At 57.5% G+C, this 219-nt stretch carries 1 protein-coding gene; it reads right to left on the reverse strand.

What is annotated here, in order from left to right:
• A partial coding sequence (locus QMX84_RS26475) for an RHS repeat-associated core domain-containing protein (protein ID WP_282365164.1) occupies window positions 1–219 on the reverse strand: 219 nt, incomplete at both ends.

The following is a 219-nucleotide window of genomic DNA, read 5'->3' on the forward strand; positions in this document are numbered from 1 at the left end:
CGGATCAACCCACCCCACCGGATTCGGCGCATACGCATAGACATTCAGCCCACCCGCAAACCCGATCGGGTCTTTGCTGATAAACCTCCCGACCTGCGGATCATAGTACCGATAGCGGTTGTAGTGCAGCCCGGTTTCGGTGTCGAAGTACTGCCCTTGAAAGCGCAGCGGGTTGCGGATGTTTTCGCGTATTGCGCTGTCGGTACGCTTTTCCTTGGC

Origin of the sequence: Pseudomonas sp. PS01297 (assembly GCF_029959305.1) — a bacterium.
Taxonomy (GTDB): Bacteria; Pseudomonadota; Gammaproteobacteria; order Pseudomonadales; family Pseudomonadaceae; genus Aquipseudomonas; species Aquipseudomonas helleri.